This is a genomic window from Nocardia pseudovaccinii NBRC 100343 (genome assembly GCF_001613225.1).
Taxonomy (GTDB): Bacteria; Actinomycetota; Actinomycetes; order Mycobacteriales; family Mycobacteriaceae; genus Nocardia; species Nocardia pseudovaccinii.
The window spans coordinates 1-23,750 of record NZ_BDBY01000119.1 but is presented as its reverse complement, the minus strand read 5'-3'; the positions used below and the strand labels follow the sequence as shown (position 1 = coordinate 23,750).

The 23,750-nt window shown below is 65.4% G+C and carries 23 protein-coding genes; 10 read left to right on the top strand and 13 right to left on the bottom strand.

Going from position 1 to position 23,750, the window contains the following annotated elements:
* From NP3_RS14090 to NP3_RS14050, 10 genes are all read right to left on the bottom strand, one after another.
* Positions 1-270, bottom strand: a 270-nt coding sequence (locus tag NP3_RS14090; RefSeq protein ID WP_169814499.1) for an SsrA-binding protein, incomplete at its 3' end; no start/stop codon positions are given.
* A gap of 51 nt (positions 271-321) precedes the next feature.
* Positions 322-567 carry a WLR motif membrane protein gene (locus tag NP3_RS14085; RefSeq protein WP_063041423.1) on the bottom strand — a complete coding sequence of 82 codons (246 nt, stop codon included), beginning with the start codon at positions 565-567 and terminating at the stop codon, positions 322-324.
* 53 nt (positions 568-620) lie between these two features.
* Complete coding sequence (locus NP3_RS14080; RefSeq protein ID WP_063041421.1) at positions 621-1,688, bottom strand: metallophosphoesterase; 1,068 nt, start codon at positions 1,686-1,688, stop codon at positions 621-623.
* Complete coding sequence (gene recQ / locus NP3_RS14075) at positions 1,685-3,571, bottom strand: DNA helicase RecQ (protein WP_084508576.1); 1,887 nt, start codon at positions 3,569-3,571, stop codon at positions 1,685-1,687. The genes NP3_RS14080 and recQ overlap by 4 nt, the downstream gene beginning before the upstream one ends.
* Before the next feature lie 108 nt (positions 3,572-3,679).
* Entirely contained in the window at positions 3,680-4,585 is a 906-nt protein-coding gene (gene ftsX / locus NP3_RS14070; protein WP_063041417.1) for a permease-like cell division protein FtsX, read from the bottom strand.
* Complete coding sequence (gene ftsE / locus NP3_RS14065; protein ID WP_373864755.1) at positions 4,585-5,265, bottom strand: cell division ATP-binding protein FtsE; 681 nt, start codon at positions 5,263-5,265, stop codon at positions 4,585-4,587. The genes ftsX and ftsE overlap by 1 nt, the downstream gene beginning before the upstream one ends.
* Before the next feature lie 60 nt (positions 5,266-5,325).
* A complete protein-coding gene (locus NP3_RS51885; RefSeq protein ID WP_433525331.1) occupies positions 5,326-5,451 on the bottom strand; it encodes a hypothetical protein in 126 nt (41 codons plus the stop codon).
* 16 nt (positions 5,452-5,467) lie between these two features.
* Complete coding sequence (locus tag NP3_RS14060) at positions 5,468-6,325, bottom strand: mechanosensitive ion channel family protein (RefSeq protein WP_062984596.1); 858 nt, start codon at positions 6,323-6,325, stop codon at positions 5,468-5,470.
* Positions 6,326-7,441 carry a peptide chain release factor 2 gene (gene prfB / locus NP3_RS14055; RefSeq protein WP_063041428.1) on the bottom strand — a complete coding sequence of 372 codons (1,116 nt, stop codon included), beginning with the start codon at positions 7,439-7,441 and terminating at the stop codon, positions 6,326-6,328.
* 65 nt (positions 7,442-7,506) lie between these two features.
* A complete protein-coding gene (locus NP3_RS14050; RefSeq protein WP_063041413.1) occupies positions 7,507-8,364 on the bottom strand; it encodes a helix-turn-helix transcriptional regulator in 858 nt (285 codons plus the stop codon).
* A gap of 130 nt (positions 8,365-8,494) precedes the next feature.
* Here NP3_RS14050 and NP3_RS14045 point away from each other — a divergent pair, with 130 nt between their 5' ends.
* Positions 8,495-9,082 (top strand): NADPH-dependent FMN reductase, encoded by a 588-nt coding sequence (locus NP3_RS14045; RefSeq protein ID WP_063041411.1) that lies wholly within the window; start codon positions 8,495-8,497, stop codon positions 9,080-9,082.
* 114 nt (positions 9,083-9,196) lie between these two features.
* Positions 9,197-9,979 carry a histidinol-phosphatase gene (gene hisN / locus NP3_RS14040; protein ID WP_063041409.1) on the top strand — a complete coding sequence of 261 codons (783 nt, stop codon included), beginning with the start codon at positions 9,197-9,199 and terminating at the stop codon, positions 9,977-9,979.
* Positions 9,980-9,994: 15 nt separating this feature from the next.
* Here the strand turns inward: hisN and NP3_RS14035 are convergent, their stop codons facing one another.
* Positions 9,995-10,960, bottom strand: coding sequence for an SMP-30/gluconolactonase/LRE family protein (locus NP3_RS14035; protein ID WP_063041407.1), 966 nt, complete (start codon positions 10,958-10,960; stop codon positions 9,995-9,997).
* 276 nt (positions 10,961-11,236) lie between these two features.
* Positions 11,237-12,817 carry a glycosyltransferase family protein gene (locus NP3_RS14030; RefSeq protein WP_245720931.1) on the bottom strand — a complete coding sequence of 527 codons (1,581 nt, stop codon included), beginning with the start codon at positions 12,815-12,817 and terminating at the stop codon, positions 11,237-11,239.
* Between the two features lie 129 nt (positions 12,818-12,946).
* Between NP3_RS14030 and NP3_RS14025 the strand changes: the two genes are divergently transcribed.
* Positions 12,947-14,341, top strand: coding sequence for an acyl-CoA dehydrogenase family protein (locus NP3_RS14025; RefSeq protein WP_373864753.1), 1,395 nt, complete (start codon positions 12,947-12,949; stop codon positions 14,339-14,341).
* A 33-nt stretch (positions 14,342-14,374) separates the two neighbouring features.
* The gene (locus tag NP3_RS14020) at positions 14,375-15,595 is read left to right on the top strand and encodes an acyl-CoA dehydrogenase family protein (protein ID WP_063041402.1); all 1,221 of its coding nucleotides are present in this window, start codon (positions 14,375-14,377) and stop codon (positions 15,593-15,595) included.
* A 121-nt stretch (positions 15,596-15,716) separates the two neighbouring features.
* Here NP3_RS14020 and NP3_RS14015 read toward each other — a convergent pair whose 3' ends face one another.
* Entirely contained in the window at positions 15,717-16,580 is an 864-nt protein-coding gene (locus NP3_RS14015) for a cytochrome P450 family protein (protein WP_444980789.1), read from the bottom strand.
* A 936-nt stretch (positions 16,581-17,516) separates the two neighbouring features.
* Here NP3_RS14015 and NP3_RS14010 point away from each other — a divergent pair.
* The 6 genes from NP3_RS14010 to NP3_RS13985 all read left to right on the top strand — a co-directional run.
* Positions 17,517-18,143, top strand: a complete 627-nt coding sequence (locus NP3_RS14010) for a hypothetical protein (RefSeq protein ID WP_063041398.1) — start codon at positions 17,517-17,519, stop codon at positions 18,141-18,143.
* A gap of 99 nt (positions 18,144-18,242) precedes the next feature.
* Positions 18,243-18,752: an ArsR/SmtB family transcription factor gene (locus tag NP3_RS14005; protein ID WP_063041425.1), complete on the top strand. Its 510-nt coding sequence runs from the start codon at positions 18,243-18,245 to the stop codon at positions 18,750-18,752.
* Positions 18,753-18,931: 179 nt separating this feature from the next.
* Positions 18,932-20,557 (top strand): acyl-CoA synthetase, encoded by a 1,626-nt coding sequence (locus NP3_RS14000; RefSeq protein ID WP_063041396.1) that lies wholly within the window; start codon positions 18,932-18,934, stop codon positions 20,555-20,557.
* A 140-nt stretch (positions 20,558-20,697) separates the two neighbouring features.
* Positions 20,698-22,356 (top strand): acyl-CoA synthetase, encoded by a 1,659-nt coding sequence (locus NP3_RS13995; RefSeq protein ID WP_063041394.1) that lies wholly within the window; start codon positions 20,698-20,700, stop codon positions 22,354-22,356.
* Between the two features lie 133 nt (positions 22,357-22,489).
* Positions 22,490-23,053 carry a hypothetical protein gene (locus NP3_RS13990; RefSeq protein ID WP_063041391.1) on the top strand — a complete coding sequence of 188 codons (564 nt, stop codon included), beginning with the start codon at positions 22,490-22,492 and terminating at the stop codon, positions 23,051-23,053.
* Between the two features lie 159 nt (positions 23,054-23,212).
* Positions 23,213-23,750, top strand: a 538-nt coding sequence (locus NP3_RS13985) for a PepSY-associated TM helix domain-containing protein (RefSeq protein WP_169814498.1), incomplete at its 3' end; no start/stop codon positions are given.

Below are 23,750 nucleotides of genomic sequence, written 5' to 3'. Positions count from 1 at the left end.
CTCGCGCTTGTGCAGCAGTAACTTGCGCACCCGGCGCGGGGAGTGGTTGGTCCAGGTGCCGTGGCTGAACTCGGGAATGTGCAGGCCGCGCAGCCACACCTCGCCGTTGTCGACGGTCGCGAAGGCGTCCACCAGCGAGGCCTTACCCTCGCGCAGACTCTTGACCTCGGTACCGACCAGCGCGATCCCGGCCTCATAGGTGTCCAGGATCGTGTAGTTGTGCCGCGCCCGGCGGTTGGTCGCGATGACCTTGCGCCCCTGTTCCTTCATAACGGTCAACTTTAAGTGACTCGGCAACCGAATTATTCCGCGGCTATCGCCCTAGCCACCCGGCCGGACCGCGAGATACAGCAGCAGCACCGCGATGAAGGCCGCGACCAGCAATACCGTGGTCATGCGCGGTAGGCCGCGCGGACGCGGTGGTGGCGGCGGTCGGTGCCGCAGCCAGACGGATTCCACCGCGGGGTCGTGAGTGCCGCGCCGATACGGCGGCGGATCGCCAGGGTCCGTGGACGGCGAGCTGCCCAGGTCGGGCCCGTCGTCGGTGGGGCCATCACCGGAATGCATATCGTGAACGGTAGCCGCCGAACTGGTTCGACGCCGGGCAATTTTGTTGCGATTCAGGCAATTCGGCGGGTGAACGCCGCGTCAGCACCACCACTCGCGAGATCGACGGTGACCACTGTGAGGTCGACGGTGCTCGCGGTGAGGTCCATGACCATGAAGCCGAGCTCGTGATAGTTCTCGAACAGGGCGGCGTTGCCGGAGCCGCCGGGATTCAGCTTCGGTTCCGCCGCTACGGTTTTGGCGGCCGCGCCGGAGACGAGCTGGCGGGTGCCCTTCGACCCCGCGGTCGGCTCGAGCACCTGCAGCGAATGATCGTGCCCGGAGAGGATGAAGTGGCATTTGCCGACGACATGGTCCTCGAAGAACCGCTTCGCGTGGATACCGTTGATCGGTGCCACCGAAAGCCCCTCGTAGCGACCAGCGTCACCGTGCGGACCGTTGTTCACATACGGGTGGTGGGTGCAGGCGATCTTCCATTCAGCGGATGATTCGGCGATGGCACGGTCGAGCCAGGCGCGCTGCTCGTTCATGAACTGGCCGTCGACCGCCCAATACGGATCGAAGATCGGCGGGATATAGGCGGCGAGTGGATTGACATCCAGCACAAAGAATTCGACCACCGGCCGCTGCTCGGGTATCCGCACCGAGTAGTACCGGCTCGGCATCCACCAGCGCGGCGAATTCGCGTGGTATTCGACCTCGCTGTTGCCGCGCAGCAGCCAACCACCGTCGCCGCCGAGGACCGAACTGTTGTCGTGATTGCCGAGCACCATCAGCCACGGGAAATCCAGTCCCGCATTGGGGTTTTCGAATTTGTCCGCGAACTGGGCATCGACGGCGCTGTACGGACCGCTCTCATAGATATTGTCGCCGAGGCCGAGGGCGAGCGAAAACGGTTGGCGGCGATGGTAATCCCGCATTGCATCGGCGACGGCCCACTGGGTGCGGGTACCGGTGCCCGCATCGCCGGTGACGAGCACCCGCACATTGCGGTCTGCCGGGAAGTCGAACTTGGTGACACCGCTCGCGACCGGAACCGCATCGGCGGGCGATAGACCGACCAGCGATGCACCTGCCCCTGCGGTGGCCGCGCCCGCCAGAAACCCGCGCCGCCCGATCATGCGTTGCTCACTTCCCCGGCCAGGACGGCGAGTACTCCATCGCCGTACTTGGCCAGTTTGTTCTCACCGACACCGCCGACCGTCCCGAGTTCGGACAGGCTCGCGGGCTTGCGTGCGGCGATCTCCCGCAGCGTCGCGTCGTGGAAGACGACATAGGCGGGTACGCCTTGTTCCTTGGCCGTCGCGGCCCGCCATGCACGCAGCTTCTCGAACAGCGGCACGTCCGCCGAAGACAGGTCGGCAGCCGGGGACTTGCCCTTCGCCGCCTTGGAGGTCCTGGCCGGTTTGACCGCACGCTCCGGTTCACGGCGCAGTAGCACTTCACGGCCGTCGAACAACACCTCGTTGCTGGCCTCGGTGAGGATGAGCACGCCGTAGTCGCCGTGCACGGCGAGTAGTCCCTGTGCGAGCAATTGCCTTATGACACCGCGCCATTCGACATCGCGCAGATCGGTGCCGATGCCGAAGACCTTGAGCTCGTGGTGATCATGTTGCAGCACTTTGGGATTCGATTTGCCGAGCAGGATATCGACGATATGGCCCGCGCCGAAGCTCTGTCCGCGTTCCCGCTTCAGCCGCAGCACCGTCGAGAGCACCTTCTGCGCGGGCACGGTGCCGTCCCAGGTTTCCGGCGCGGTCAGGCAGGTGTCGCAATTGCCGCACGACTGCCCCGACTGTCCGAAGTAGGCCAGCAACTGAGTTCGCCTGCATGACACCGTTTCACACAGCGCGAGCATCGCGTCCAGGTGCAACTGCAGTTGCCTGCGGTGGGTGGCGTCACCGTCCGAGGAGTCGATCATCTTGCGCTGCTGCACCACGTCGGCGAGTCCGTAGACCATCCACGCGGTCGACGGCGACCCGTCGCGGCCCGCTCGCCCGGTCTCCTGGTAGTAGCCCTCCACGGACTTGGGCAGATCGAGATGGGCGACGAAGCGCACGTCGGGCTTATCGATACCCATGCCGAAGGCGATCGTCGCGACCACGACGAGGCCGTCCTCACGCAGGAACCGCGCCTGGTTGGCCGCGCGGGTGCGCGAGTCCAGGCCCGCGTGATACGGAACCGCCTCGACGCCGTTCTCGGTGAGGAAGGCCGCGGTCTTCTCCACCGAATTGCGCGACAGGCAGTAGACGATGCCGGCGTCTCCGGCGTGCTCGGTCTTGATGAAGTCCAGTAGCTGCCGATCCGGCCGGTTCTTGGGTTCGATCCGGTACTGGATATTGGGCCGGTCGAAGCTGGCGACGAAACGCCGGGCCGCGCCGAGGTCGAGACGCTCGATGATCTCGTCGCGGGTCTTCGCCGTCGCGGTCGCGGTGAGCGCGATGCGCGGCACATCCGGCCAGCGCTCGTGCAGCATCGAGAGGCCGAGATAGTCGGGTCGGAAATCGTGGCCCCACTGCGACACGCAGTGCGCCTCGTCTATGGCGAACAGCGCCACCTTGCCGCGATCCAGCAGGGCGGCGGTCGACTCCAGGCGCAGCCGCTCGGGCGCGAGATACAGCAGATCCAACTCCCCCGCGACGAACTGCGCCTCGACCATTCGGCGCTCGTCCGGGAACTGCGTCGAGTTCAGGAATCCGGCGCGCACGCCGAGCGCGCTGAGCGCGTCCACCTGATCCTGCATCAATGCGATCAGCGGTGACACCACCACGCCGACGCCGGGACGCACCAGTGCGGGCACCTGATAGCACAGCGACTTTCCGCCGCCCGTCGGCATGAGCACCAGTGCGTCCCCGCCGCCGACCACGTGCTCGACAATCTCCCGCTGATCACCGCGGAAGCTGTCGTAGCCGAACACGCGGCGTAGAACCTCTTGTGCCGCACCGGATTCGGCGACCGGGGCACCGTCGGTCAGAACAGCCGCGAAAGCATCGGGGGATTCCACCCGGCCCATCCTACGAGCGCGGTCGGACAACGGAACCCCTACATCGGCGCGGATCCCAGGTGAGCGGCCGAGTTGTCCACATGCGGATAACCAAATTCCATATGCAGGTCAGTCGCGCACGTAGTAGCGCAACGTGCCGTAGGCCGTGATCGCGGCGAATACGATGCCGAGTGGTGCGACGGTCAGGGACACCAGCGCGATGTCCTCGCCGGTGATGTGCGGGAAGACATTGCTGTTGAAGAGCGCACCGAGTCCACGGTTCACCACCAACGGCTGTGCGAGGAACAACCCGACAACCGCCAGAATCGATCCGGCCAAGGCCGCGACCACCGCTTCCAGGAGGAACGGCAACTGTGTGTACCAGCGCGTCGCACCGACCATCCGCATGATGCCGACCTCCTCGCGTCGACTGAACGCCGCGATCTGCACCATATTCGCGATCAACAGCAACGCGGCCAATGCCTGCAATGCCGCCAACGCGAATGCCGCATTCCGCAGGCCGTCGAACACCCCGACCAGGCGGTCCACGGTGTCCTTGTCGTTGAGTACGCTCTGGATCCCGTCCTTACCGTTGAATGTCTGGTAGATCCGCGGGTACTGATCGGCATCGGTCATCTTCACGCGCAAGGACGCGGGCAGGCGGGTGTCCTTGATCATGTCCAGCATTTCGGGCTGGTCCTTGAAGGTCACCTCGGTGGCTTCCTTCATCGCCTCGTCGCTGTTGATGAACTGGACCGAGACCACACCGTCGGTCTTCTTCAGATCCGACATCAGCTGCTGACACGGATTCAGTGAACAGTCCCGATCGTTCGCCGAGACCAGATCGGAGAGGTAGAGCCGGATCTCGACCCGGTCCATGAAGTAGTTCTGGGTCTTGTCCGCGATTCGCAGCGCGAGCAGACCGCCGCCGAGCATGGTCAGCGATACCGCGGTGGTCAGGATCATCGCGATGGTCATGGTGACATTGCGACGCAGGCCGGTGAGGACCTCGTTGAACAGGAATCCAGCGCGCATTACCGGCCCACCCCGTAGACGCCGATCGCGTCGTCGCGGATCAGCCTGCCCCGGTCCAACTCAACCACTCGCTTACGCATCGCGTCGACGATGTGATTGTCGTGGGTCGCCATCACCACGGTAGTGCCGATGCGGTTGATCCGCTCCAGCAGCAGCATGATGTCGCCGCTGGTGTCGGGATCGAGGTTGCCGGTCGGCTCATCGGCGAGCAGGACCAGCGGACGGTTCACGAAGGCCCGCGCGATCGCGACACGCTGCTGCTCACCACCGGACAATTCGTGCGGCAGCCGATCGGCCTTGCCGCCGAGCCCGACCATATCCAGCACCTCGGGCACGGTCCGGTCGATGAACTGGCGCCGCTTGCCGATCACCTCCAGCGCGAACGCCACATTTTGGGCCACGGTCTTCTGCTGCAGCAGCCGGAAGTCCTGGAATACGCAACCCATGCGCTGACGCAACTTCGGCACCTTCCGCCCGGGCAGCCGGTCGACCTGGAAGTCGGCGACCCGGATCTCGCCCGCGGTCGGGGCCTCCTCCTTGAGCAGCAGTCGCATGAAGGTCGACTTGCCCGAACCGGACGGCCCGATGATGAAGACGAATTCGCCCTTGCCCACACCGACGGTGATGTTGTCCAGCGCGGGTCGCGTCGAGGTCTGATACGACTTGGTCACGTTCCGCATAGCGATCACGGCTAGCCAGTGTAACCAGCAACTGTCGTGCAGCCACCAGCTACATCATGGTCAATGACCCGGCGTAGCCGTATTCAGCACTGCGGGAACGGTGTTGAGTTTCTCGGGCGATGTCACGATCGGTTGATCGGGCTTGACGAACAGGTACAACACGAACGTGGCGACCCATGATGCCATCAGGATCGCCGTGGATCTACGTGGTCTCACTGATTCCCTCCCGGCGCAATGCCGCGGCGACTCGCACCCGCAACTCGCGACCGACCTCGAACTGCTTACCCGGCAACGTTCGGGCAACCATTCGAATATTCATCTGGTCCACTGTCAGGTCTTCGACGCCCATGACGGTGGGCTCGTCGAGCAGCAGCGGCTTCAATCGGCGGTCCTCGTACGCCTTTGTACCGACCTCGTGCAGGATCTCGTTGATCCTGGTGATGTCGACGCTGGCCGCGACCGGAACGTCGATCGCGGCGCGCGCCCAATCCTTCGAGAGATTGGTCACTTTGACGATCTGACCGTTGGGCACGGTGATCACCTCACCGTCGGCATTGCGCAGTGTGGTGATCCGCAGCGTGACGTCCTCGACCGTACCCTCGGCCTGCTCCGCGGATCCAGTGACAGCGATGCGAACCACATCACCAAATCCGTACTGCCGCTCGGTAATCAGGAAAAATCCGGCAAGGATGTCCTGCACGATCCGCTGTGCGCCGAAGCCGAGCGCGGCGCCGAGCACGGCCGCGGGTGCGACCAGACCGGTGACCGCGAAACCCATCCGCCGCAGCACTTCCATGCCGACCAGGACATAGACGACGGTCAGCACCACCCAGGTGACCACCTGGGCCAGCGCGTGTCGATGTTTGGCCGCCTCGGACCGCACCAGTGCGTCGCTGCTGCGGAATCCGGCGTCGATCCTGCGGGTGATCCGATCCCGGATGAAGGTGGCGAAACGGCTGAACAGCACCGCGCCCAGGAGCAGCAGGACGATCTCTAGACCGGAGGACCGCAGCCAGGTGGTGAAGTCGGTGGACGTGGAGAAAGCCTGGGGTACGTCCAACTAGCTCGCCTGCTCTCGCATTCGCCAACGAATTCCGGATTCGATGAAACCATCGATATCGCCGTCGAGCACGGCAGTCGGGTTGTTGACTTCGTAGTTGGTGCGCAGATCCTTGACCATCTGGTACGGATGCAGCACGTAGGAGCGCATCTGGTTGCCCCAGGACGCGCCCTCGTTCGTCTTGAGCGCATCCATTTCGGCGCGCTCCTCCTGCCGCTTGCGTTCCAGCAGTTTGGCCTGCAGCACTCGCATGGCCGAAATCTTGTTCTGCAGCTGGGATTTCTCGTTCTGACAGGTCACCACGATGCCGGTCGGGATATGGGTCAAGCGCACCGCGGAGTCGGTGGTGTTGACGCTCTGGCCGCCGGGACCCGAGGAGCGATAGACGTCCACGCGGACCTCGCCCTCGGGAATTTCGATGTGGTCGGTGGTCTCGACCACGGGTAGCACCTCGACCTCGGCGAAGGAGGTCTGGCGGCGGCCCTGATTGTCGAACGGGCTGATCCGGACCAGGCGGTGCGTGCCCATTTCCACCGAGAGGGTGCCATAGGCATACGGCGACTTCACCGCGAAGGTGGCGCTCTTGATGCCCGCCTCTTCGGCGTAGGAGGTGTCGTAGACCTCGACGGAGTACTTGTGCCGGTCTGCCCAGCGGATGTACATGCGCATCAGCATTTCGGCCCAGTCGGCGGCATCCACGCCACCCGCGCCGGAGCGGATATTGACCAGCGCCTCACGCTTGTCGTACTCGCCGGAGAGCAGGGTGCGGACCTCCATGGCCTCCACATCACTGTGCAGCGTGGCCCGCTCGGCATCGGCGTCGGCGAGCGCGGCCACCCTGGCCTCGCCCTCCTCTTCCTCTGCCAATTCATACAGCACGGACAGATCGTCGAGACGCTGGCGCAGTTCCTCGACCCGGCGCAACTCGCTCTGCGCGTGCGACAGCTCACTGGTGACCTGCTGCGCGTGCTCCTGGTTGTTCCACAGATCGGGATCGGCGGCCTGGTGCTCGAGCTCATCGATCCGTCGACGCAGTTCCTCCACATCGAGGACCGACTCGACGGTCTTGAGCGTTGCGTCGAGTTCGGCGAGGTCAGCGGAGACGTCAGGATGCACGATGCTCAAGCCTACTGGGCGCGGTGAAGACGGTGAAACACGCGGTGGTGTGGGAATGGCCGCCCTCAGCCGGAGACGGCACGCAGGCCGCCCGGACGGCGACCGGCGAGAGCGTCGAGGGCGGCCGCGGTGGCGTCGTCGGCAGGGAGGTAGACGACGAGTTGCTGGTCGTCGTCGGCGGATAGTTCGAGGGTTTCGTAGGTGAGGCGCAGGTTGCCCGCCTCGGGGTGGCTGAGGCGGGTGGTTCCGGTGGCGGCGGCGAGACTGGGGACGGATTCGACGCGGCGGGTGAACTCGGCACCGGCGGCGATGGTCAGTTCGTCGGCAAGGGCGGCGATGTGCGGGTCGCTGCGGAACGGGCCTTGCTTCAGTGCGGCGACCAGTTCGTCGGCGATGTGGTCCCAGTCGGGATATGCGGTGCGGGCGCGCGGGTCGGTAAAGGCGAACAGGGCGAGATTGGTGCGGTGTTCGTGGTCGAGCAGTCCGATCGGCGCCATCAGGCGCTCGAATCCCTCGGTCCAGGCGAGCGCCTCGCGCAGTCGGTTGACGACCAGCGCGGGCGCGGGTTCCAGGCGATCGAGGATGGCGCGGACCGCTGAGCGCACCTCGCGCGGCGGTTGCGCACCGCCCATGCAGCTGAAACCCGGATCGGCGCCCTTGGTGAGACGGTGCAGGTGGATGCGTTCGCTCGGTGTCAAGGCGAGGGCGTCGGCGAGTGCGGACAGCACCGGTGGCGAGGGGTGGCGGTCGCGGCCCTGCTCGAGGCGTGTGATGTATTCGACGCTCACACCCGCCAGGGTTGCCAGTTCCGCGCGACGCAGGCCCGGGGTTCGGCGGCGCGGTCCGGTGGGCAGGCCGACCTGGGCCGGGGTCACCGCCTCACGGCGGGTTCGCAGGAACAGCCCCAACTCGTTGTCGCTCACTCCTCGACGGTACAAGCGTGGTCGGTGCCGAGGGTGTCCCTGCCACTACCACTCTTCGCGCGGTCTTCCTGGTGGCGATGCCGGGCAGCAGATTGGGACTCGAACAATTTCCTGATCGAAGGAGAACACCATGTCCTTGAAGCTCGCGGTGATCATCGGCAGCGTCCGGGAGGGACGCTTCGCGCCGACCGTGGCCGACTGGTTCGTCGAGGAGGCCGCCCGGCACGGACAGTTCGAGATCGACCTGATCGATCTGGCCGAGGCCGATTTGCCATTGGGCCTGCCCGCAGTTCCCCCGGCGATGGACCCCGACCCGGAACGCCCGGCCGGGATGACCGACCTCAGTCGGCGGCTCGGTGCGGCGGACGCATTCGTCATCCTCACTCCGGATTACAACCGCAGCTACCCCGCCGCGCTGAAGGCCGCGATCGACTGGCACTTCACCCAATGGGACAGCAAGGCAATCGGTTTCGTCGGCTACAGCGGCGCGAGCGGCGGTTTGCTCGCCATCGAACACCTGCGCCAGGTCTTCAACGAACTCAATGCCCACACCGTCCGCAACTACGTCAGCTTCCCGCGCTACTACCTGCTCTTCGATGCCGAAGGCAAACTCGTCGACCCGACCGAACCCGCCGCTGCCGCACTGTCCATGCTCGACCAACTCCACTGGTGGGCAAGTGCCCTCGCCGCCGCCCGTTCCGTCCCCGTCGTCGCATAGCGGGCACCTCGTGGCCGCCTCGCACAAGGTACGCGTCCTATGCGAGGTGGGCACTGCTTATGCGACAGCGGGGATGCGTCTGGCGGGACGGGGGATGGGCGATAGGGTTCGGGGGTGGCTGATTACTCCTCCGATCTCGAACTTGCGCTCCGATTGGCCGATGAGGCCGATGGGATTACCCGAGCGCGGTTCGGGGCGTTGGATTTGCGGGTCGACGCCAAGCCGGATCTGACACCGGTGTCGGATGCGGATCTGGCGGTGGAGAAGGCGATACGCCAGGTGCTCGGGCAGCAGCGGCCCGGGGATTCGGTGCTCGGTGAGGAGTTCGGCGGTGACGTCGAGTTCAGCGGGCGGCAGTGGGTGATCGATCCGATCGATGGCACCAAGAACTTCGTGCGCGGGGTGCCGATTTGGGCGACGCTGATCTCGCTGCTCGAGGACGGCGTTCCGGTGGTCGGCGTGGTGAGCGCACCCGCATTGGCGCGACGGTGGTGGGCGGCGGCTGGTTCCGGTGCCTGGGCCAGCATCGATGCCGATGCGCCGAAACCGATTTCGGTCTCCGCGGTCGGTGAGCTCGGCTCGGCCAGCCTGGCCTTCTCCAGCCTGTCGGGCTGGCGCGAACGCGGTCTGCGCGAGAAGTTCCTCGACCTCACCGACGCGGTATGGCGGGTCCGCGGCTACGGCGACTTCTTCACCTACTGCCTGCTCGCCGAGGGCGCGGTCGATATCGCCACCGAGCCCGAAGTCTCCCTGTGGGACCTGGCCGCCCTCGACATCCTCGTCCGCGAAGCAGGCGGCCGCTTCACCTCCCTCGCGGGCGCCCCCGGCCCGCACGGCGGCGACGCCATAGCCACCAATTCCCTACTCCACGACACGGTTCTTACCCGGTTGAACTGAGTCGCGAGATACTTTCTATCGTCTCGAATCGGCCGGAGTCAGGTCCATGCCCGCGGGCGGACGTAGTCGACGCAAGGTTCCGTCCATGCTCGTGACGAACAGTGCCCACCCGTCACCGTCGCGAGCGATCCGCACGGAGGTGGCGCCGTCCGGCGGGTTGCGCATCGGACCGGGTTTGATCAGGCCGGTGATGATCGTGCAGCCCGCGCCGGTGGCCGGGTCGATCTGGTAGACCGCGCCCTGGATGTGGTCGGCGACGAAGAGCTGACCCGCCCGGGTCGCTTCCATATCGTCGAGCAGCGCAACCAGATCGGGAGCACCGGCGACGACCGTCGCGTTGTCGGGATCGTCGAGCGGGACGCGGAAGACGCGCAGCGTCATATTGTCGGTGTAGATCGACTTCCCGTCGGGGGCGAGCGCCAGCCCATTCGCCCACGGCACGTTGGACCAGGTCTGCGTGTACTCCCCCGTCGAAGGCCGATACCGCGAGATGCCGGTCGGTGGCCCATTGATACCGATGGTGGCGAAGACGAGATCGCCGTCGGGCAATTCGAGCAGTCCGTTCGGACCGTTCAGGCCGGTGAGCAGAACCGTCACCGCACCGGTGTCGATGTCATAGCGCCGCAAGGTGCCCGGCGCCTCCGCCACACCGTCGCCGGTGACGAAGTACACGGACCGTCCGACAACCCGCACACCCGCAGGGTGATCCAGATTGGTTACCAGCTTCGCGAACTCGCCTGCGGCATCGATATGGGCAAGGTACCCGTCGACGATTCCGGTGACATAGAAGCCGCCGCCCCCGTCGGTATCGAGATTCTCCAGATTGCCGACCCCGCTGACGATCGTGGAAACATCCCAGCCGTCCGCACAGGACCCCGAGGGCATCTGCGCCCCGGCCGTTCCTGCGGACACGATGCCCGCGGTAATTGCCGCGGTCAGCAGCGTTGCCCTCAGTCGCCGACTACGCGGCCGTCTTGCCATGCGGCACAACCTAACAGCCGCGCCGGAATGTTGCCCGGGGCGGACCGTCCGCCCCGGGCGACTCGGCTCACGGAACGAACAGTGTGGCGATCATAGTGAGGACCCCGGAGACGAGCTGATCGACAATGCGAGGAACCATGGGCATCTCCTTGTCTAGTACTGCGGGTATCCAGCCTCGGTGGAAACGCGGCCGAGTGCTGTGGACGGCACCTGCGTAGACAGGCGTCGATCGGTCTTCGTTGCCGCCGGGCTCATGGATGGCCCTATCCGGACCGCTCAGGTCAGGTGTTTCGCCGCAGGCCACAATTCGGCCAGCGGTGCTCGCGGTTTGCGGCAGATGAACAGCGGTCGGCCCTGTTCGTCGTTGTCGATGCCGAGACCGTTGTCGATGTGACCGGCGGGTTCGACTTCGGCGAAGTACCCGGTCAGGTGGTCACGATCGAGGCCGACGGTGATCACCGCGGTAGCCGTATCGCTGGGTGGGCCCCACCACCAGTAGGAGTTGTGACCGCTGTGCGGAGTCGGCAATCCGTATTCGCCGCCGAAGCGTTCGATCGCGCCCGCCTCGCCATAGTTGTCGGTAAGGATGGCGACATCGGATCCGAGCGGGGCGCGCACCTCGGCGATTCGGCGCACGAATTGCGGCCATCCGATGGTTTCGCCCGCGTCGTAATTGATCGCGAGGACCGGCGAATCCTTCAGTACCGCCACGGGTAACACCGGCAGGAACAGCACCGCCGAGACGATCGCATTCACCGCGATGACCGAACCCGCTGCTGCCCAGCGGATTCGCCGACGCCCCAGCCAAGCGGCTACCGGTACCGCACCGGCGGCCATAAGAATCGGGTACATCCCGCCCAGGTAGTACGCCTTCCCACCGCTGACCAGGAAAACCACGAAGAGCACCGCATACGCGACCGCGACCGCGCGCCGACGCGGATCTCGCCATAGTCGCCAGAGCCCGAGTGCCCACAGCGGCACCAGTAATGGGCCCATCAGCCCGAATTGCGAGAGCACGAACATCATCGGCGAATCCGACGTTCCGGAGGATCCGCTCGCGATCGCCCGGCTCATCTCCCACTGTGGCCAACCATTGCGCCACTGCCACAGCAGATATGGCAGCCAGATCAGCACCGCCAACCCGACCGCCATCGGAAAGTACTTGGTGGCGAATATCTTTCGCGGGCCGACGAGAACCAGCGCAAGCACCAGCGCCGCCACCGAAAAGATCAGCAGCACCTTGTTCTGCAACCCGATCCCGACAACCAGCCCCACCCCGAGCCACCACCGCGGCCCCAACCCACCGATACCCGCGCCCCCGTCTGACCCCACGCGACCACCCACGCCCTCATCCGACGCCGCGCGACCACGCCTCTCATCCACCTCGGGTCTTCGCCCGTTTCGGTCGACACCCCTGCCCCGCGCCCCTCGCAGCAGCCCCAGCACCAGCAGACAGACCAACACCCACGCCGCCATATCGAACGACGCGGTACTCAGCAGATGACCGATCCCCAGCACCATCGCCGCACTCGCGACGGCAACCGACGCCAACACCTGCGCCCCGCGCCCACCGCCGAGCTCGCGCGCCATCAACCCCGCCGCGACGACAACGAAGGTCGCCGCCGAGATCGACGGAAGCCGTAGTAGCAGTAACGAATCGGCATCGATTGCGGACATCGCGCGGGCCAGTAGCGGAGTCAATGGCGGCTGGTCCGGGTAGCCCCAATCCGGATGCCTGCCCGCCACCAGAAAGTACAGCTCGTCCCGGTGATAGCCGTAGCGCGTGGCGAATGCGGTGAGTAGTGCGGCGAACAGCACAGCGACGACGGACAACGGTCGTCCGACGACTTTGGGCACTTGTCCAGCCTGACACAGTTCGGCGGCGTATGCTGCACCTCGACGCACTTCTTACTCTGGAGTAAGATAGCCTTACTCAGGAGTAAGATAGCTGGGACCAGACCTCACCCCACCCATCCGAGAAAACAGGTGATGATGAGCACTCGAGACAGCGCAACGAAGCGAAGTCCAGACACGTCCGCGGTCGGCCTGAACCACCCCAAACGGGACTGGATGGGCGCGGCAATGCGGGTGATGACGACCATTACCGGGTCGGAGCTCGCCGAGAAGTACAACCTGCGCAAGCCGATCGAGCGGGTCACCTACGAAGGCACCAAGACCGGTTTCCGCACCCTCGGTGCCGCCACCCGCGCATTCGGCAAGGTCGCCGGTGGCGGTGCGCCGAAACGCTTGGCGGACAACGAGTCCAAGAAAAAGGACTTCTTCGACCTCACCCCGAGTGACGAGCAGCAGATGATCATCGAGACGGTGAAGGAATTCGCCGCCGAGATCCTGCGCCCGGCCGCCTACGAGGCCGACAACGCCGCCAAGGCCCCGCGCGACCTGCTCGAACGCGCCGCCGAACTCGGCATCACCCTGATCAATGTGCCCGAGGAGTTGGAAGGCGCGGCCGCCGAGCGCGGCGCGGTCACCAACTCGCTGGTCGCCGAGGCACTCGCACACGGTGATATGGGTCTGGCCCTGCCGATTCTCGCGCCGAGCGGTGTCGCGGTCGCCCTGTCCCAGTGGGGTACCGACGCGCAGCAGCAGACCTACCTGCCCGCCTTCACCGGCGAGAATGTGCCGCAGGCCTCGGTCGTGATCAACGAGCCGCGCGCGCTGTTCGACCCGTTCGCCTTGCAGACCAAGGCCACCCGCTCCCCCAGCGGCTACCGCCTCACCGGTGTGAAGAGCCTGGTCCCGGCCGCCGGTGATGCCGAACTATTCATCGTGGCCGCCGAACTCGACGGCCGTCCCGCCCTGTTCATCGTGCCGTCGGACAGCAAGGGTCTGGTCGTGGAGGCCGATCCGAGCATGGGTCTGCGTGCCGCCGGTCTCGGTCGCCTGCTGCTCAACGACGTCACGGTCGGCACCGATGCCATCCTCGGCGACGGCGATGCCAAGACCCGCGCCGAGGAGTACGCCGACGCGGTGCGCCTGGCCCGCCTCGGCTGGGCTTCGCTGGCCATCGGTACCGGACAGGCCGTGCTCGATTACGTGATTCCGTATGTGAACGAGCGCGAGGCATTCGGCGAGCCGATCTCGCATCGCCAGGCGGTCGCGTTCATGGTCGCGAATATGGCAATCGAACTGGACGGCCTCCGGCTCGTGACCCTGCGAGGTGCGTCACGTGCGGAGCAGGGGCTTTCCTACGCCCGCGAGGCGGCACTGGCCCGCAAGCTCGCCACCGACAAGGGCATGCAGATCGGTCTCGACGGCGTGCAGCTGCTCGGCGGCCACGGCTTCACCAAGGAACACCCGGTCGAGCGCTGGTATCGCGATCTGCGGGCCATCGGCGTCGCCGAAGGTGTCGTGCTCGTCTGACCGGCTGGTTCCTTACTTCCAGGAGACATCACCATGATCAATCTCGAACTTCCCAAGAAGCTGCGGGCCAGCGCCAACCAAGCCCATCAGGTCGCCCAGGAAATCTTCCGGCCGATCTCGCGCAAGTACGACCTCGGTGAACACGACTACCCGGTCGAGCTGGACACGATGGCCGCCATGGTCGAGGGCCTCGCCGACTCCGGCACCCAGAAGATCGGCGGCGCGGCCGGTGGCCGTTCCGACGGGGACGAGCACGCCACCGAGCTGCTCGGAAACACCAACGGCGGCAACATGTCCGCGCTGCTGAACGCGCTGGAGACCTCCTGGGGCGACGTCGGCCTGATGCTGTCGATTCCCTACCAGGGTCTGGGCAATGCGGCCATCGCGGCCGTCGCCACCGATGAACAGCTGAAGCGGTTCGGCAAGGTGTGGGCCTCGATGGCCATCACCGAACCGTCCTTCGGTTCCGATTCGGCCGCCGTCACCACCACCGCCGTACTCGACGGCGACGAGTGGGTGCTCAACGGCGAGAAGATCTTCGTGACCGCGGGTCAGCGCTCCACCCACATCGTGGTGTGGGCCTCGGTGGACCGCAGCCTCGGCCGCGCGGCGATCAAGTCGTTCGTCGTGCCGCGCGACGCTCCCGGACTTTCGGTGGCCCGGCTCGAGCACAAGCTCGGCATCAAGGCCTCCGACACCGCGGTACTGCTGTTGCAGGACTGCCGGATTCCGAAGGACAACATTCTCGGCAGCCCGGAAGTCAACGTGGAGAAGGGTTTCGCCGGGGTCATGCAGACCTTCGACAACACCCGGCCCCTCGTGGCCGCGATGGCGGTCGGTGTCGCGCGGGCGGCGTTGGAGGAGTTGCGCGCCATCCTGAAGGATGCGGGCATCGAGCCGTCCTACGACATCCCGGCGAATAACCAGCCCGCGGCCGCCGCCGAATTCCTGCGGATGGAGGCCGATTACGAGGCCGCGTACCTGCTGTCGCTGCGCGCGGCGTGGATGGCGGACAACAAGAAGCCGAACTCCTTGGAAGCCTCGATGTCCAAGGCGAAGGCGGGCCGCACCGGCACCGACATCACCCTCAAGGCCGTCGAACTCGCTGGCACCATCGGCTACTCCCAGCGCACGCTGCTCGAAAAGTGGGGCCGTGACTCGAAAATCCTCGACATCTTCGAAGGCACCCAGCAGATCCAGCAACTCATCGTCGCGCGCCGCGTCCTCGGCAAGACCAGCGCCGAACTGAAATAGCAAGTCGCACAACGGAAAACCGGTGCCGGTCCATTGATGGGCCGACACCGGTTTCTTGTTCACTCGGAACCACCACCGAATAGGGATCAGGGGAAGAAAAGTTCCCAAAGAATGCAGAACGTCACGTTTGCCCTGTCACCACATTCATCAGTGGAGGGGATTTCGGGAAAACAACCGGCAGGGACGTCAAGGATCGGTGGAACGGCCCGGGCCGCCAGGTCAATTGGTCGTCGGGCACGGCCAGTTTGATGTCGGGTAGGGCGTCGAGAAGTTGGTCGATGGCATCCTGGGCAATCAAGTAGGCGACGGAGCGGGCTGGGCAGGCGTGCGGACCTGCACCCCACGCCAGGTGTGAGCGGTTGCCCTTGTACTCGCCGATGTTTACCGCAGGATCATTGTTGCAGCCAGCCATGCTGATGATGACCGGCTGGTGCGCGGGCAGCCAGACGCCGTCGATCAGGCTCGGCTGCCGCGGGTAGCTGGGGCAGTGGTTGGCGAACGGCGGGTCGTTGAACAACACTTCGTCGAGGGCGTCGCGGGTTGCCAGGCCGCCGCCCAGGACACCACCGGCGAACCGGTCGTCGGTGAGGATCAGCAGCAGGGTGTTGATGATCAGGTTCTGCTGCGGTTCGATGCCACCTCCGTAGAGGTTGGCCATCTGGTGAACCATCTCCATGTCGTCGAGCTCGGCCGGGTGGTTCAGCATCCGTGTGGTGATGTCGTCGCCGGGCTGCGCGCGTTTGAGAGCAATCAGCTCCACTATCGCCTCACTGAACATTTGCATGCCTTGTTGTGCTTCGATGCCCTCGAAGACCGCCGCCATGCCGGACGCGACGCGCTGCCCGATCTGCGCCGGACAGCCCAGCATGTCGTTGACGACGGCTGAAGATAGCGGAAATGCGTACTGGCTGATCAGATCCGCGGTACCCACTTCGCAGAAGGTGTTGATCAGCGATACCGCGATCCGTTCCGCAGTGGTGTGCACGGCGTGCAAATCGACCCCCGCGAGGCCCGCGGTAACCGCCTGTCGATACCGTGCGTGCTCGGCTCCGGCACTGTGTACCGAGGTCGGCCGGTATTGCAGCATGGGCAGGACCGGGCAGTCGCTGGGAATGTTCTTCTCCCAGACGCGTGGGTCGGCCGGGAAGCGTTCGGGGTCATTGAGTATCGCGACCGCGTGGTTGTAGCCGATCACCAGCGTCGCGGGAACCCCTGGAGCCAGGTCCACCGGCACCAACGACCCGTAGCGATGGCGCATGTCGCGATAGACGCGGTGTGGATCGGAGGAGAACTCCGGGGAGTACAGCGGGACGCGAGGTCCATCGGCGGCGCCGGGTGATGCATAGGCCACAGACGGGGTCTCTGGCTGGTCGGGGGGCAGTGTGGCGGTCAAGTATGTGACTCCAGACGATGAAGCGGGAACTTCACGAGCGACTCAGTGGCTGTACACAGATGCGCCGCTCGCCGCGCATCGAGCGCAGTGGCCATCAGGGAGGATATACCGACGTTGCTGCTCGCGTTGGCGGCCGAACGGAAGAACGCTCGTAGGCAGCGGAAAGTAGCGGGCCGTACGAAATGCCTTGGGACAGGACGCACTTCAAAGCATTTCAGCGCACGGCGAGTTCGCGGGCGACGGCGACGTCGGCGATCGGTGCACTGCTCCCACGAAGGCACCCAATAGAATCCAACAGCTCATCATGGCCCGCCGCCTCCTCGGCAAGACCAGCGCCGAGCTGAAGTGATGCCGAACTAGCAAGTGCTACAAGGGGACCGGCGCGAACGACTCGCACCGGTTTTTCTGTTCACAGCGGATCGAGGCACCCGCCGTCATCGGTGAAGTGGCACACGGTATCTTGGCGAGCTGAGATTCAGCGGACGAATTCCATCGAGCAGTACCAAGAACCCCCACAGGAGACTGGTTATGCACAAGCTGGGTTTGATACGTCGCTTCACCGCCGCAGTCGCGGCATCCACCGCATTCATCGCCGTATTCGCGGGTCATGCCGCGGCCGCGCCGACGACGATCGACTGGAATACGGCCACGCAGCAATTGCGCAAGGCCGCAAACGGGAATGCAGCCGCCGAACAGGCTGTGGATCGGCTGCTGGCATCCGGGCAGGTCGCCACTCAGGTGGCAGTGCCCGCACAACCGTTCCAGATCCCGGCGCAGTCCGATATCGGACGCGGTGACGGGCCGGGCGTCTACGGGTCCGGCATCGCCCTCGGTTACGACGGGTTGCGGTTCGGATTCTTCGGCGGGCCGGGCACGATCGCACCGGATCAGACCGGGGCCAAGCTCCAGATCCTGTGGATCAATCTGTCCAACGGCCGCAGTGGCACCGAGGTGCTCTCCGAGCACAACGACGCCACGGTCGACACCACGATCCGCACCCGCCCGGTCGACGCCGGTGGCGGCGTCATCGTCGGCGCGGTCTACGGCACCCTGTTGCACCGCTGGCCCGTCCCGGTCAGCGACGCCAACCCGGACGGCTTCCAGTACAAACTCGCAACCATCTCGGTCCCGTCCTTCGGATCGATCTACAACTGACCATCCGGCACGCGAGCCCGGGACGGATTTCGTGCCGGGCTTTTGCGTCGCATCAACTAACCATTGCCAGCAATTACGTAACTCCGTATGTTTGCGCTCGTGAGCGTGGAGGACCGACTAGCGAAGCTCGAACGCCGACTCGCGGCCAAGGACCTCATCAAGGATGGCAGCGGGCAACCGACTGGATCCGCCGCGCAGGGCGGATGGGCGCTGCGGCGGCTTCATGAGGAGTTCGTGAACGCGGACCAGCACAATGGCGGGGTGATGTTCGCCGGTTCGGGCGCACTACCCAGTACGGAACAGTTCGAATGGCAAGTCCAGTTCAGCACCGATGACATCGTCGGCTACGACTGGGACGATGCCGCCGAATGCCTCGCCGCCCTCGGCAGTCCGGTCCGGCTGCGCATTCTTCGGGAGATCCTCCGGGGCAGCAGAACCGCCGCCGAACTCACAGACCTCGGCGAGGTGGGCAGCTCCGGCGAGATCTACCACCACCTCCGTCAACTGGCAGCGACCGGCTGGCTGCACACCGTGGGCCACGGCCACTTCGAAGTCCCCCCGAATCGGGTCGTCCCGCTGCTCGTCGCGCTGGCTACCGCGCGCAGATGATCAAGACCAGGTGGAACTGGTGGCGGTAGCCTGTCACGTTTCGCCGCCTCGGTTTCCGTCCCGCCCACCGACTTCTGATGTGATGTGGGTCATAGCGCTGATACGGTTGATGAGACAGAACGGTGGTTCAGATCGCTTGGGCGAGTGCCGACGCGAGTTGCTGGTAGAGGTGGTCGACGATGAAGTTGGCGCATGCGCTGGAGGTTGTGAAGGCATTCGGGGTGCTGCGGGCACGCGGGGTCAGCGATCCCAAGAAACCACTGGAAACGTTGCGGACGGTGCGGGAATCGCGGGTCTACGGGCCGCAGGCGACCTTGATCCGGCATTCGGCCCGCGTCGTGCCCGATGCCCCCGGGCTGGTCGACGAGCGCGGCGAACTGACCTACCGGCAATTGGACGAGCAGTCGACCGCGATCGCGCGCGGGCTGCGACAGGCGAATCTGACCGAAGGGTCCGTGGTCGGTGTGCTGGCTCGCGACCATCGCGGTCTCATTCTGGCCATGGCCGCGGCGGGCAAACTCGGCGTGCGGGTCGCGCTGATGAATACCGGCTTCGCCAAACCGCAGTTCGCCGAGGTCTGCGAGCGTGAGAAGGTCAAGGCCGTCCTGCACGACAGCGAGTTCCTCGGCCTGCTCGACGCGTTGCCGCCGAATCTGCCGCGCTACCTCACCTGGGTCGACAAGGGCACCGAATTGCCCGAGGGCGCACAGACTCTCGACGATCTCATCGCCGCCAACTCGACCGCGGACCTGCCCGCACCGTCCAAGCCCGGCGGCTTCGTCATCCTCACCAGCGGCACCACCGGCCTGCCGAAGGGCGCACCGCGCAGCAAGGTGACCCCGCTGGCCACCGCACAGATGGTGGACCGAATCCCGTTCCCGGTCAGGGGAACTCAGGTCATCGTGTCGCCGATCTTCCACAGCACCGGCCTCGGCACCTACCTGGTGGCCTCCGCGATGAGCAATAAAGTGGTGGTGCGCCGCCGTTTCGACGCCGAGGCCACACTGAAGATGGTGGCCGATCACAAGGCCGAAATGCTGGTCGCGGTGCCGACCATGCTGCACCGGATGACCGAACTGGCTCCGGAGATCCGCGCCAAGTACGACACCACCTCGCTGAAATGCATTCTGCTCGCGGGTTCGGCGCTGTCGCCGGAGTTGTGCGTCAAGGCCACGCAGATCTTCGGTCCGGTCCTGTACAACCTGTACGGCTCGACCGAATGCGCCGTCGCCACCGTCGCGAACCCGGACGATCTGGCCATCGCACCGGGCACCGTCGGCCGCGCGCCGATCACCTGCGAGGTCCGGCTCTACGACGACAACGACAAGCAGGTCAACGCGATCAACACCACCGCGCGCATCTTCGTCCGCAGCGGTGCGCCGTTCGAGGGCTACACCGACGGCAGGCATAAGCAGATCATCGACGGCTATATGTCCAGCGGCGATGTCGGCCATTTCGACGGGCAGGGCCTGCTGATGGTGGACGGCCGCGATGACGACATGATCGTCTCCGGCGGCGAGAACGTCTTCCCGCAGGAAGTCGAGAACCTGCTGCTGGAGCGGCCGGATGTATTCGATGCGGCCGTCGTCGGCGTCGACGATCCGGAATTCGGCAAGCGCCTGCGCGCCTTCGTGGTCCCCGAGGCCGGTCACTCCCCAGACGGTGAGGAGATCAAGGCCTACGTCAAGGAGAATCTGGCCCGCTACAAGGTGCCGCGCGAGGTGATCTTCCTAGACGATCTGCCCCGCAACCCCACCGGCAAACTGCTGCGCCGGGTGCTCGTGGAGTACGAAGTCAACGCTTAGACCTGGGCCGTAGGGACAACTGAGATACATGACACAGCGAGTCACAGATGCTTGCTATCGTTAGCGGCAGCACTGGATCTCGAAGTTGCGGTCCACACCACCCCCGGTCCCGGTGGGTGGATCGCGGAAGGCGTTGACGAATGTCCCTATCCCTGCCTGCGCTCAATGACTCCGTCCGGAAGGCGGGCGATTTCGCCCAGGGCGTGAATGTCATGGTCAAGCGGCGCTTGTTCAATCCGCTCCGTCCCGATCACGCGGCCCGGTCCGCGTTCAATGTGCTCAAGTTCGGCCCGTTCGCCGGTGTCGTCATGCACGCGGCGCAGACCAGACCGGATGCGGCGGCCATTGTCGACGAGCGCGGCGAGGTGAGCTTCGGCGAGCTCAACGAGCAGTCCAGCGCCCTGGCTCGCGGGCTGGAAGCGCAGGGAATCAAGCCCGGTGACGTCGTCGCGCTGCTGGCGCGCGACCATCGCGGCATGGTACTGAGCCTGCTCGCGACCGGCAAGCTCGGCGTGCGCACGGTGCTGATGAATACCGGCTTCGCGAAACCGCAGTTCGCCGATGTGGCCGCGCGCGAGAACGTCAAGGCCGTACTGCACGACAGTGAATTCCTCGACCTGATGAGCGCGATCCCGGCCGAGATCCCCCGGGTGCTCACCTGGGTGGACGAGAAGGACAATGTCGATCCGTCGGTCTCGACCATCGAATCGCTGATCAAGACCCGCTCCACCGCGCCGCTGCCCGCGCCCGCCAAGCCCGGCGGCATGGTCATCCTGACCAGCGGCACCACCGGCACGCCGAAGGGTGCGCCGCGCGACCGGGTCAGCCCGTTCGCCTCGGCCCAGTTCGTCGACCGGGTACCGCTGCCCAATAACGGGACCATGATCATGGCCGCGCCGATCTTCCACGGCACCGGACTTTCCCAGTTCACCCTGGGCCTTGCCCTCGGCAACCGGGTGATCTTCCAGCAGCGCCGGTTCGATCCAGAGAAGACGCTCGCGAATATCCAGCAGTACCAAGCGGATTCGCTGGTCGTGGTGCCGACCATGCTGCAGCGCATCCTCGATCTCGGCGACGAGGTGCTGGCCGAGTACGACCCGCGCACCATCAAGGTGATCTTCGCGGCCGGTTCGGCCATCGCACCCGATGTGGTCACCCGCACCCTCGACTACTTCGGCGACAGCCTCTACAACCTGTACGGCTCCACCGAATGCGCGGTCATGACCGTCGCGACACCGGAGGATCTGCGCAAGGCCCCGACCACCGCGGGTAAGGCCCCGGTCGGCATCCGGATCGTGCTGCTGGACGAGAACCGCAAGCCGATCACCGCGCCGAATGTCACCGGGACCATCTTCGTGGACAACGGTTTCGCCTTCACCGGCTACACCGACGGCCGCACCAAGGAGATCGTGGACGGCATGATGTCCAGCGGTGACGTCGGGCATTTCGATGCCGACGGCCTGCTCTACATCGACGGCCGCGACGACGACATGATCGTCTCCGGTGGCGAGAACGTCTTCCCGCTCGAGGTGGAGAACCTGATCGCGGGCCGCGACGACATCTTCGAGGCCGCGGTGGTCGGCGTGGACGATCGCGAATTCGGAAAGCGGTTGCGCGCCTTCGTCGTTCCCGGCCCGGAGTCCAAGCGCGATGCGCAGGAGATCAAGGATTACGTCAAGGCGAATCTGGCGCGATACAAGGTGCCGCGCGAGGTGGTCTTCCTCGACGAGCTGCCGCGCAATGCGACCGGCAAGTTGCTGCGCAAGCCGTTGATCGAGATGGAAATCGACGCGGACTGATTCGAGGCCGAGCCGCACACCTGCGAATTCGCCAGATGTGCGGCTTTTGCTTTTCTTCCAGCTGGAAACTCGATACATCCCGGCCGCTACTCGGGTGGGAATCGGCGGGTAATTCGTCGGTTATCATCAGCGCGTGAGTATCGAGTTCGGCCCGGCCGCTGCGGGGCATCGCAGCGCCGTCGCGCGGGTGCGCGGCGCATGTGCCGGTTCGATCTCCGGTGCCATATCCGTTGCGGCACATGGGTGGGCCTCCGACGGGATGCCGCCGAGCAGTACCACGCTCGCGCTCCTCGTTGCCGCTTCCGCGGTGGTCGGCGCACTGGTCGCCGGGCTCGCACCACTGCGCGATACCTCGATCGGGCTGATCTCGGTGCTCGTCGCGGGTCAGCTGCTCGGGCACGTCACCATGGGCTGGGGTCCGGGGCACATGCACCACGGCGATGCCCAGCTCACGCCCGGTATGGTCGCCGCGCACCTCGTCGCGGCCGTGCTCGCGGCGGTGGTGATCCGAGGTGCGGAGACCGCCTATCGGATCGGTTGTGCGGTGCTTTCGCGGGTGCTGCCGTTGCGGTATCGACCGCCCGCGATACCCGGGCCGGTGCTGCTGCGCCTGACCCATCGCGATCGTGTGATTCTGCGCATATTCGCGGCGGAATCGCTGCGCACACGCGGTCCGCCGCTGGCGTTCGGTAGCTGATTTTCCTTACCCGGTGCATGGGCTCGGCTCGTGCGTCGTCGTTTTCGCACAACATCTTTCGCTGGTGAGATTTCGCAGCGTCATGCGAATTTCTCGCGAGTCACGTTGTCGCGCGCTCGACCATTCCCGGGTTCTTCCGAACTCCAGAAACGAATAACCATGAGCATTACGGACACCAGTCCGCCGGATGCCGAATCGTCGGCTCCGGCAAAGGAAATACGGTCGCGCAACGGCCTCTATCCACTCGCGATGCGGTTGCATTTCTATGCGGGCATCTTCGTCGCACCGTTCATCCTGATCGCCGCGGTCACCGGAGCGCTCTACGCCATCTCCCCGACCCTGGAATCGATTACCTCGCACGACCTGTTGAAGGTCGAGGCGAACGGCGAGATGCGCCCGCTGTCCGAACAGGTCACCGCCGCCGTCGCCACCCAGCCGAATCTGAAGCTGGTCGCGGTGGCGCCGGCACCCGAGGCCGACGACACCACCCGCGTGCTGTTCGACGACCCGTCGCTGGGCGAGTCCGAACGGCGTGCGGTCTTCGTGAATCCGTATACCGCGCAGCCGGTCGGCAGCGATGTGGTCTACGGCAGTTCGGGTGCGCTTCCGATGCGCACCTGGATCGATAGGCTGCATCGGGATCTGCACCTGGGCGAGCCCGGACGCGTATACAGCGAACTCGCCGCCTCCTGGCTGT